Annotated in this window: 11 protein-coding genes; 4 read left to right on the forward strand and 7 right to left on the reverse strand. The window is 67.0% G+C overall.

Annotated features, from left to right (window positions below; translation table 11 throughout):
• Positions 1-244 precede the first annotated feature (244 nt).
• The 4 genes from QOI01_RS36725 to ddaH are packed head-to-tail and all read right to left on the reverse strand — an operon-like array spanning position 245 to position 4,839.
• The gene (locus QOI01_RS36725; RefSeq protein WP_526389263.1) at positions 245-1,126 is read right to left on the reverse strand and encodes a universal stress protein; all 882 of its coding nucleotides are present in this window, start codon (positions 1,124-1,126) and stop codon (positions 245-247) included.
• A gap of 31 nt (positions 1,127-1,157) precedes the next feature.
• Positions 1,158-2,696: an amino acid permease gene (locus tag QOI01_RS36730; RefSeq protein WP_526389265.1), complete on the reverse strand. Its 1,539-nt coding sequence runs from the start codon at positions 2,694-2,696 to the stop codon at positions 1,158-1,160.
• Between the two features lie 20 nt (positions 2,697-2,716).
• Positions 2,717-3,958: an ornithine--oxo-acid transaminase gene (gene rocD / locus QOI01_RS36735; RefSeq protein ID WP_526389281.1), complete on the reverse strand. Its 1,242-nt coding sequence runs from the start codon at positions 3,956-3,958 to the stop codon at positions 2,717-2,719.
• 17 nt (positions 3,959-3,975) lie between these two features.
• Positions 3,976-4,839, reverse strand: a complete 864-nt coding sequence (gene ddaH / locus QOI01_RS36740; protein ID WP_526389267.1) for a dimethylargininase — start codon at positions 4,837-4,839, stop codon at positions 3,976-3,978.
• A gap of 124 nt (positions 4,840-4,963) precedes the next feature.
• On the opposite strand from ddaH, the gene QOI01_RS36745 reads away from it, so the two are divergent.
• Both QOI01_RS36745 and QOI01_RS36750 read left to right on the forward strand, forming a co-directional pair.
• On the forward strand, positions 4,964-5,410 hold the full coding sequence (locus QOI01_RS36745) for an Rv2324 family transcriptional regulator (protein ID WP_526389269.1): 447 nt from the start codon (positions 4,964-4,966) through the stop codon (positions 5,408-5,410).
• A 3-nt stretch (positions 5,411-5,413) separates the two neighbouring features.
• A complete protein-coding gene (locus tag QOI01_RS36750) occupies positions 5,414-6,628 on the forward strand; it encodes an NAD(P)/FAD-dependent oxidoreductase (protein WP_526389271.1) in 1,215 nt (404 codons plus the stop codon).
• A gap of 51 nt (positions 6,629-6,679) precedes the next feature.
• On the opposite strand, the gene QOI01_RS36755 is transcribed toward QOI01_RS36750, so the two are convergent.
• Genes QOI01_RS36755 through mftR form a run of 3 tightly spaced genes read right to left on the reverse strand, consistent with a single transcriptional unit; the run spans position 6,680 to position 9,250 of the window.
• Positions 6,680-8,068, reverse strand: coding sequence for a VOC family protein (locus tag QOI01_RS36755; RefSeq protein ID WP_526389273.1), 1,389 nt, complete (start codon positions 8,066-8,068; stop codon positions 6,680-6,682).
• On the reverse strand, positions 8,065-8,583 hold the full coding sequence (locus tag QOI01_RS36760) for an RNA polymerase sigma factor (RefSeq protein WP_526389275.1): 519 nt from the start codon (positions 8,581-8,583) through the stop codon (positions 8,065-8,067). Before QOI01_RS36760 ends, QOI01_RS36755 begins: the two co-directional genes overlap by 4 nt.
• A 43-nt stretch (positions 8,584-8,626) precedes the next feature.
• Complete coding sequence (gene mftR / locus QOI01_RS36765) at positions 8,627-9,250, reverse strand: mycofactocin system transcriptional regulator MftR (RefSeq protein WP_526389277.1); 624 nt, start codon at positions 9,248-9,250, stop codon at positions 8,627-8,629.
• A 93-nt stretch (positions 9,251-9,343) separates the two neighbouring features.
• Between mftR and mftA the strand changes: the two genes are divergently transcribed.
• Positions 9,344-9,439: a mycofactocin precursor MftA gene (gene mftA, locus QOI01_RS36770; RefSeq protein WP_526389279.1), complete on the forward strand. Its 96-nt coding sequence runs from the start codon at positions 9,344-9,346 to the stop codon at positions 9,437-9,439.
• Positions 9,424-9,559 (forward strand): mycofactocin biosynthesis chaperone MftB (gene mftB / locus QOI01_RS36775; RefSeq protein ID WP_526389283.1); only part of this gene is annotated, 136 nt, incomplete at its 3' end. The genes mftA and mftB, both read left to right, overlap by 16 nt.

Here is a 9,559-nt window from a genome sequence, read left to right on the forward strand (position 1 = left end):
CCCGCCGCATCAACGACGAACGCGAACTCAACCGAACCGCAGCCGAAGCCGCAGGTGCAGTCGCAGCCCCCGACTCGACCCCACCGTTCTGGTGTCCCGAGTCCCCAACCCGCCATCGGCCAATAGACCTGGCTCATGCCCGGGGGCTCGTCGAGCCTACAGCGCACACGCCCCAGCGCAACACTGTCGAATAGCCGTTGCCTGCGAAGGGCCAACTACTACAAACGAATTGCCATCCAAGGCACTAGTTGGGCAGCACGAGCACCGGAACCGGGCTGTGGCGCACGATCTTCGCGCCCTTCGAGCCGAGGAACACCCGGGCGATCGCGCCCTGCGGCGACGTGCCCAGCGCCAGCAGTTCACCATCGAGCCACTCGGCGGCGTCGAGTGCCTGATCCCATCCGTTGCCGGTGACCACCTGCAACTGGACGTCATCAGCCACCCCGCCGTCGGACTTCAACTTGGCCAACGTCTCTCGAGCCTGCGCGGCCCAGGACTGCAGAAGCGAATCCTCGGCGTGCAGACCAACTTCAGGCGGGTACATCGTGCGCCCACGCACCGCAAACGTGATCACGCGCATGGGCACCCCCAGCTGTTCGGCGAGGGTCGCGACACGCCCCACGACGTGCAGCGACTCCGGCGTACCTGGGTACGCGCACGTGAGTCGGGTCAACCCGTGGGTCTTCGACCCGCGGTAGCCACGCGGACTGATGGCGAGAGGCACCGGCGACGAGTGCAGCAGCCGGTCTGCGGTCGACCCGATGACCACCTGGCCGAGGCTGCCGTCCGCCGCCGATCCCAGCACCAACGCCTCGGCATCGAGCTCCATGACGGCGTCCACCAGGCCGCCGGACGCCGATCGGTGCGCGTACTTGTGAAAGCTGACGTCGAGCTGACCATCCAGGGACGCGATGCACTCGCGCGCCTGGGCGGCGGAGTCGGTCGCCAATCTGTCGGCGTACTGGGCGTATTCGGCGTCGATGCGCGCCGGCGACGGAGTTGTCCACGGCTTCGGGACCACGGTGACGACCGACAGCGAGGTCTTCAAAGTCCGTGCCGCCTCTGCGCCGAGGTTCAGCGCCGACAACCCTCCCTTCCCGGCAAGGTAGCCCACGACGACTGTCATGCGCGGCCTGCCTTCGCTACTCGCTGGGAAGTCATGCGCGACCCTGCGGTGGGGTCACGATCTCGACGTCCTCGATGCCGGGAGCGGCAGAGGAGATGATGCCGTCCCCACCGTCGTTCAGTGCACTGTGGTGCCTACCCCACGCCAGGTAGAAGGCCAGCACGACGATCACCCAGGCGCCGAAGGCGATCCAGGTGTACCAGTGCAGGCTGTACAGGATGTAGCCGCAGGCGAGGACCGACAGGACCGGAACGACCGGGATGTGGATATTGCGGCTGCTGGTGCGTATGACGTAGTAGAACGGCACCTTGAATCCGCGCGCCAGATCGGGTTCGCGGACCCGCAGGATGATCACGCCGATGGACACCACGATGAACGCGGTGAGCGTACCGATCGACACCATGTCTGCGAGCTTGTCCAGCGGAATGAAGCCCGCGAGGATGCTGACCACGATCGCCACGATGATGGTGTTGTTGACGGGGGTCATCGACTTCGGATTGACCTTCGCAAACATCGACGGCAGCAGGCCGTCGCGACCCATCGCGAACAGGATTCGGGTCTGGCCGTACATCGTGACCAGGGTGACCGAGAAGATGGAGATCACCGCGCCTGCCGCGAGTACGGTGCTGGCCCACTGGTTTTGAAGGATGTCTTCCAGAATGACGGCCAGGCCGGCTTCCTGACCCTCGAAGTCCTCCCAATTCTGAGCGCCGAGCGCGGCGAAGGCGACCAGCACGTAGACGGCGGTGACGATGAGCAGCGCGGCGATGATGGCGCGCGGCATGGTCTTCTGCGGGTCCTTGACCTCGTCGCCGGCCGTCGATACTGCGTCGAGTCCGATGTAGGAGAAGAAGATCGTGCCTGCGGCGAGTCCGATCGCGGCAGTGCCCATCGGGGCGAAGTTGGTGAAGCGGTCGGCCTGGAAGGCCGTGAACGCGATGATGATGAACATTCCGAGCACGCCGAGCTTGATCAGCACCATGATGGTGTTGGCCTTGGCGGACTCCGACGCGCCACGGATGAGCAGCAGCATGCACATGACGACGAGGAGAATGGAGGGGAGGTTGACGATGCCCGGTTCGGTATCCCAGGGTGCCGCCGTGATTGCCTGCGGCAGTTGGACTCCGAAGATGTTGGTCAGGAGCTTGTTGAGGTACTGGCTCCAGCCGACGGCGACCGCGGCCGTCGACACGCCGTACTCGAGCAGGAGGCAGGCTGCGACGCCCATGGCGATGAATTCACCGAGGGTGGTGTAGGCGTAGGAGTACGTCGATCCCGAAACCGGTACGGCCGAAGCCATTTCGGCGTAACAGATCGCCGCCAGGCCGGCCGCCACGCCCGCCAGCAGGAACGAGAGGATCACGGCGGGACCCGCCTCGGGTACCGCAGCGGAAAGCACGAAGAAGATGCCGGTGCCGACCGTCGCGCCGACACCGAACATCGTGAGTTGGAAGACGCCGATCGTGCGTTTGAGGTGGTCGGAGGCGCCATGAGCGACCGGTGCCCCGATTATGGGGCGACGCCGCAGCATCTGTTGGGGGAAGCTCACCGTTGGTGCAAGTGATGCCATGGTGCCTCCTCGGGCAGGCGTCAAGCGTTGATGGGTTGGGTGGTGAGGGCGTCTGTCAGTACGGCGGCGAACTGATCAACGGCCCAATCGATCTCCTCCTCGGTAATCACGATCGGTGGGGCGAATCTCAAGGTCGACCCGTGCGTGTCCTTGGCGAGAACACCGAGTGAGGCCAACCGCAAGCTGATCTGCTTTCCGGTTCCGATGCGCGGGTCGATGTCGACGCCCGCCCACAGCCCCATACCGCGCACGGCCAGGACGCCGTGGCCCGTCAGTGCGCGCAGGCGATTGTGCAGCCGATCGCCGAGTTCGGCTGAGCGGGACTGGTATTCGCCTCGCCGAAGCATTGCGACGACGGTCGAGCCGATCGCCGTGGCGAGTGGGTTGCCGCCGAACGTCGAGCCGTGTTCGCCAGGGTGCAGAACCCCGAGCACGTCGCGGTTGGCGACGACGGCCGACAGCGGGACCACGCCACCGCCGAGCGCCTTGCCGAGCAGATACACGTCAGGGACGACGCCCCAGTGGTCGCAGGCGAAGGTGCGGCCGGTGCGTGCCAGGCCCGCCTGGATCTCGTCGGCGATCATCAACACGTTGCGCTCGGTGCACAGCGCGCGAACCCGCGGCAGGTAGTCCTCGGGCGGCACGATGATGCCCGCCTCACCCTGGATGGGTTCCAGCAGGACGGCGACGGTGTTGTCGTCGATCGCCGCTGCCAGTGCCTCGGCGTCACCGAAGGGCACCGCACGGAAGCCGGGTGTGTAGGGACCGAACCCGCGGCGGGCGGACTCGTCGTCGGAGAAGCTGATGATGGTCGTGGTGCGGCCGTGGAAGTTGTTGTTCGCCACGATGATGTTGGACTGATCGACGGGTACCCCCTTGACGTCGGTCCCCCACTTGCGCGCAACCTTGATACCGCTCTCCACGGCCTCGGCGCCACTGTTCATGGGCAGCACCATGTCCTTGCCGCACAGATCGGCGAGGGCCGCACAGAACGGCCCGAGCTTGTCGGAGTGGAACGCGCGGCTCACCAGCGTGACGGCGTCGAGCTGTGCGTGCGCGGTAGCGATGACCTCCGGGTTGCGATGACCGAAGTTCACCGCGGAGTACGCGGCGAGGCAGTCCAGATAGCGGCGGCCCTCGACATCGGTGATCCAGGCGCCCTCGGCGGACGCGGCCACGACGGGTAGCGGCGAGTAGTTGTGCGCCGCGTATTGATCGTCCACCGCGATGGCTGCCGCGGTCAGATCCCCCGGTTGAGTCATGACGGTATCCAGAATGCTCACGAGTACACCTCCAGCGTGCAGCATTTGACGGATCCGCCGCCCTTGAGGAGTTCGGAGAGATCGACGGCGACGGGTTCGAAGCCGATGGCGGCGAGTTGCTCGGCGAACCCGCTTGCCGCCGCGGGAAGGACGACGTGCCTGCCATCGGAGACGACGTTGAGGCCTAGGACGTAGGCGTCGGCGGTGGACACTTCGATCGCGTCGGGGAACAGCTCCCGGAGGCGCGCACGGGCGTCGTCGCCGAACGCGGGGGGGTAGTAGGCGATCGTGGTGTCGTCGAGCACTGCCAGTGCGGTGTCGAGGTGGTAGAAGCGCGGGTCGACCAACTCGAGGCTGACGACGGGCAGGCCGGTGATGTGGGCGACCTCGTCGTGAGCTCGCCTGTCCGTTCGGAAACCGTGGCCCGCCAGGATCATCGAGCCGACGACCAACAGGTCGCCCTGGCCCTCGTTGGTGTGGTGGGTGTACTTCGGTTCGAACCCCCGACTGCTCATCCACTCGGCGTAGGCGACGGCCTCACCCGCGCGCTGCGGGAAGGCGAAGCGGGCGACGACGGCCTTGTCGTCGACGATCAGGCCACCGTTGGCCGCGTAGACCATGTCGGGCAGGCCCGCCACGGGTTGGACCATTTCGACGGTGTGCCCGAGCGCGTGGTAGGTCGCCAGCAGGTTCTTCCACTGCAGAACCGCGAGGTCGGTGTCGACGGGCGTCGACGTGTCCATCCACGGGTTGATCGCGTACTCGACGGTGAAGAACGTCGGTGCCGTCATGGCGTACCGGCGGAGGCGGGGCGTGCGGATGCGCGGCGTCGTTTCGGCGACATCGACGGTCGGCGTGCCGGCCAGATCTGAGATCGTCATGAAATAGACGATATGGGTCCCACGTCACGCAATCAATCGCCACTCATTGCGTGTTGGCGCGCATTTCATTGCGCGGAAGCTAGAATTGCGGCGTTTTGTTGTGCGCAGACGCGAATGGGGTCACATGGACAGGCTCGACGACACCGACGAACGCATTCTGGCCGAGTTGGCCAACCACGCCCGCGCCACGTACGCCGAGATCGGACAGCGGGTGAACCTGTCCGCACCGGCAGTGAAGCGGCGCGTCGATCGCATGCTCGACGACGGTGTCATCCGCGGCTTCACCACCGTCGTCGACCGCAACGCGATCGGCTGGAACACCGAGGCGTACGTACAGGTGTTCTGCCACGGCACCATTGCGCCCGCCGAGCTCCGACAGGCCTGGATCGGGATCCCCGAAGTCGTCAGTGCCGCCACCGTCACCGGGACAGCGGATGCCATCCTGCACGTGCTCGCGCGGGACATGCGCCACCTGGAGGAGGCCCTCGAGCGCATCCGGGCGAGCGCCGACATCGAGCGCAGCGAGAGCATCGTCGTCCTGTCGAACATCATCGAACGGTCCCGCGCCTGACGGGTGGCGCACAACAGTTCGAGGGCATCGTGTAAAACAGCCCACGTGACTACTAGTGGCGGCATCGTCATCGTCGGCGGCGGACTGGCCGCGTCGCGTACGGCTGAGCAGCTGCGCCGCGCCGAGTACGCGGGAACGATCACGCTCGTCAGCGACGAGGAGCATCTGCCGTATGACCGGCCGCCGCTGTCGAAGGAAGTGCTGCGTGCGGAGACTGACGACGTCCTGCTCAAGCCCGCCGAGTTCTATGAGGAGAAGGACATCACCGTCCGACTGGGCTCGGGTGCGGCCAGCCTGGACACGGGCGCGCAGACGGTGACACTGGCCAGTGGCGAAGTCATTTCCTATGACGAGCTCGTCATTGCAACGGGACTGGTGCCCAAGCGGATTCCATCGTTCCCGGATCTCGAGGGCGTCCGGGTGCTGCGCACTCTCGGTGAGAGCCTGGCGCTGCGCAAGCATGCCGGCTCGGCTCGGCGCGCGGTGGTCATCGGAGCCGGATTCATCGGCTGCGAGGTGGCCGCGAGCCTGCGCAAGCTCGGCGTCGACGTGGTGCTGGTCGAGCCCCAGCCGACGCCGCTCGCCTCGGTGCTCGGCGAGCAGATCGGCGAGCTGGTCGCCCGCCTTCACCGCACGGAGGGCGTTGACGTCCGATGTGGCGTCGGGGTGTCCGAGCTGAAGGGCAGCGGCCACGTCGAAGGCGTCGTGCTTTCGGATGGCACCGAACTCGACGCCGACATCGTCGTCGTCGGTGTCGGCTCGCGGCCGTCGACCGACTGGCTCGACGGCAGCGGAGTCGAGGTGAACAACGGCGTCGTCTGCGACGTCGCCGGACGCACCAGCGCACCCAACGTCTGGGCCGTCGGCGACGTCGCCTCCTGGCGTGATGCCCTGGGACATCAAGTGCGCGTTGAGCATTGGAGCAACGTCGCCGAACAGGCCCGCGTCATCGTGCCCGCGATGCTCGGCACCGAAGCCACGGCCGCCGTGGTGGTGCCGTACTTCTGGAGCGACCAGTACGACGTCAAGATTCAGTGCCTCGGCGAGCCCGAGCCCGACGACGTCGTGCACGTCGTCGCAGACGACGGCCGCAAGTTCCTGGCCTATTACGAGCGCGACGGCGCGGTCGTCGGCGTGGTCGGCGGTGGCATGCCCGGCAAGGTGATGAAAGCCCGCGGCAAGATCGCGAGCGGCGCGCCCATCGCCGACGTCCTCTAGCGATTCGGGCGCGCTCCACCGCGCTCACCGCGGATGTGCGCGCCGAAATCGCTAGTGCTGGCCGAGGTAGAAGCGCACCCCCTGGTCGTCGACGCACTGCGCTGAGCGCCCGTAGGACTGCTGTGACGGCTCCTCGACCACGGTGCCCCCGGCCTCGCGGACCCGCGCCACCGCGGCGTCGACGTCGGCCACGGTCCACATCGGGACGGTCACCTGCTCGTCACTGCCCCCGGCGACGCCCGACATGGGGTGCACCGACTCCGCCTGCCAGCCGTCGTCGATTCGGCCGGGCTCGAACGTCCAGCCCAGCACCGCCGCATAGAACCGGCGGAAGGTCCCCGAGTCGGACACCTGGAACGTGACGTACGAGAGTTCGCCTGGACCAGTGCCATTCAACGCTGGACGAGGATCGGCACCGATCGGCTGATACACGGCGAACGCGGTGCCGAACGGGTCGGTGGCGTCCACCGTCGGGCCATGGGGGGCACTCGAGATCTCGCCCGCCTCTCCGCCCGCCGCCAGGATGGCTTCCCGCGCCGCCGCCACGTCGGCGACCGCGTAGCAGCAGAACAACGTGCGCGGACCAGGGACGGCGACGATTCCGATGGGCTGAGTCGTGTTGGTCACCTGATGCGACGCCGGGTCGTACCGCCAGCCCAGCACGTGGCCGTAGAACGTGGCGGACAGGGCGGGGTCTGCCGTCCACACCGACACATAGCCGATGTCGCCGTGCCGGATCTGGTTCACCGACCCGACGACCGGCCCGCTCAACATCCACCGGTGACCGAAGGGGTCGATGATGGTGGCGTTGCGCGAACCGTGGTTCTCGTAAGTCTCCCGCGCCACCTCGGCGCCGTGCGCTCTGGCCCGTTCCAACGCGGCGTCGGTGTCGGTGACGTGGAGCATCAGGCTGACCGAGACGGCCTGCGGTGCAGGGGCTTTCAGTCCCATCTCGGGAAACTCGTCGGCCAGGTAAAGTGTCCCGCCCGCGATCGAGAGTTCCGCGTGGCCGACACGGCCGTCGTCCATCATGATCGGATCTCCGGCCAGCACGGCGCCGAACGCCTCCACGTACCAGGCGATGGCCTCCCGTGCCCCCGCGACGGAGAGGTAGGGCAGGGCGGCGGAGCGGGGCGGAGCCGCCGCGACAGTCTGCCGAGAGCGGGGCGGAGCCGCCGCGACCGTCTGTCGAGCGCGGGGCGGAGCCGCCGCGAAAGTCTCGGTGCTCGGTTCGTTGAGCGCGGCGATGGCCGTGTCGGTACCGCTCATGATGATTCCTTCCGTTCGATCGGGTAGTGAGAGCGCGGATTCGAGGCGGGCGCGTAGCCGCGCGGCGAACTCTGGATCGGGGTGAACCGGAAGGTCGTCGCCGTGCAGCACGGTCAGCGGGTCGTGGCTGCCTGGGACATCCCCCGTCGCTCCGCTCGCCTCGTCGGTCATGACGTCCCTCCTTCCGGGTACTGCGATCTGAACGCTCGACGGGCCCGCACGAGCAGGGCTTCGGTGGCGTGCAAGGTGCGACCGATCAGCTCGGCGCACTCGGGCACCGAACGGTCGTCCAGGTAGCGAAGTGCCAGCACCGCGCGGTGATGTTCGGGCAGCCGGGCCAGCACGCCTTCGGCCACGATGCGGTCGAGTTCGGCGTCCCACCCGTCTGCGGGGTCCACTGGCTCCGGTAGGTCCGCTACCGGCACGGTGAACCGGTCGTGCCTTCGACGGTAGTGGTCGGCCAACTTGTGCCGGGCCACTCCGATCAACCACGGCAACGTGATCGGCGGCGGCGAGTCCTTCCTCGTGGCGTCCATCGCCGCCAGAAAGGTGTCCGACGTCAGATCCTCTGCCGCGCCGCGGTCGGCGCACCGCCTGACGAAGTACCCGTAGACGGCGGGCAACGCTTCGTCGTACAGCACGAGCAGCGCGCGCTGCGCGTCCTTGGAGTCCGGTTCGGCGCTCACACCCTCATCGTCGCCGTCGGGGCACTGACTCCGACGCCCGTTCTCAAAGTTTTCTTCGGTCGAGTGCCGCGAGCCCCGCGCTGACGGTGTCGAACGCCTCCCCGAGGGCGGTCTGAAGGGACACCGATTCATCGGCTAGCCAGTTCTCGTAAGCCGACAACGCGACGCCGAGCATCGACCACGCGGTGGTCCTGGGGATCAGGTCGGTGGCCTTGAGCCCGAGGCGGCGGGCGACGAAGTCGGCGACGACGGTGCGCCAGCCCGCGTACATCGTCATCGAGTGGGCCTGCAGCGCCGCTGTCTCCAGGATCACGCGCATGCGCTGGCGGTGATGCGCGGTCTCGGCTTCGTCGAAACTGTTGAACGCCAACAACGCCGAGCGGAGGGCGACGTTGGTGGGGGCGTCGGTGGGAACCTCGTTCAGCAGTTCGCGCATGTGATCGAGGTGCGCGTCGAAGTCGCCCCACGGGATGGCGTTCTTGGTCGGGTAGTAGCGGAACAGGGTGCGTCGCGCGATGCCTGCGGCGCGTGCGACGTCGTCGACGCTGACTTCGTCGAACCCGCGTTCGGTGAAGAGGTCGAGCGCCACGCTGGTGATGTGGTCACCGGTGGTGGACCGTTTCCGGCCAACGCGAGGACCCTCGCGAGCGGCGGGTTCACGACTCATCGGGGTCCACCCTTCCATTTCGGCACTCGATGCCATATTCTTGCGATCTCGGTCACAACTGTCGAGACCCACGAAACCGGAAGGACGTAAATCATGGAGCCGAATCAGCAGGATGAAACCGAAGCCGAGCTCGTCACCGAGTCCCTAGTCGAAGAGGTCTCGATCGACGGTATGTGCGGGGTCTACTGACGGTGTCCGCACTTTCAGAGGCGCGAGCCGTTGCCCCGGCGTTCGATCCCGACGTCCGCTGGCGGCTGCACCATCAGGTGGCGGTGCGGCCGGAGCCGTTCGGGGCGTTGCTGTATCACT

This window comes from Mycobacterium sp. (genome assembly GCF_032162605.1).
Lineage (GTDB): Bacteria > Actinomycetota > Actinomycetes > Mycobacteriales > Mycobacteriaceae > Mycobacterium.

Coding starts and splice junctions, on each gene's coding strand:
- QOI01_RS36725 (WP_526389263.1), bottom strand. CDS start 1,126: ATGACAGTCGTCGTGGGCTACCTTGCCGGGAAGGGAGGGTTGTCGGCG.
- QOI01_RS36730 (WP_526389265.1), bottom strand. CDS start 2,696: ATGGCATCACTTGCACCAACGGTGAGCTTCCCCCAACAGATGCTGCGG.
- rocD (WP_526389281.1), bottom strand. CDS start 3,958: ATGACTCAACCGGGGGATCTGACCGCGGCAGCCATCGCGGTGGACGAT.
- ddaH (WP_526389267.1), bottom strand. CDS start 4,839: ATGACGATCTCAGATCTGGCCGGCACGCCGACCGTCGATGTCGCCGAA.
- QOI01_RS36745 (WP_526389269.1), top strand. CDS start 4,964: ATGGACAGGCTCGACGACACCGACGAACGCATTCTGGCCGAGTTGGCC.
- QOI01_RS36755 (WP_526389273.1), bottom strand. CDS start 8,068: ATGACCGACGAGGCGAGCGGAGCGACGGGGGATGTCCCAGGCAGCCAC.
- mftR (WP_526389277.1), bottom strand. CDS start 9,250: ATGAGTCGTGAACCCGCCGCTCGCGAGGGTCCTCGCGTTGGCCGGAAA.
- mftA (WP_526389279.1), top strand. CDS start 9,344: ATGGAGCCGAATCAGCAGGATGAAACCGAAGCCGAGCTCGTCACCGAG.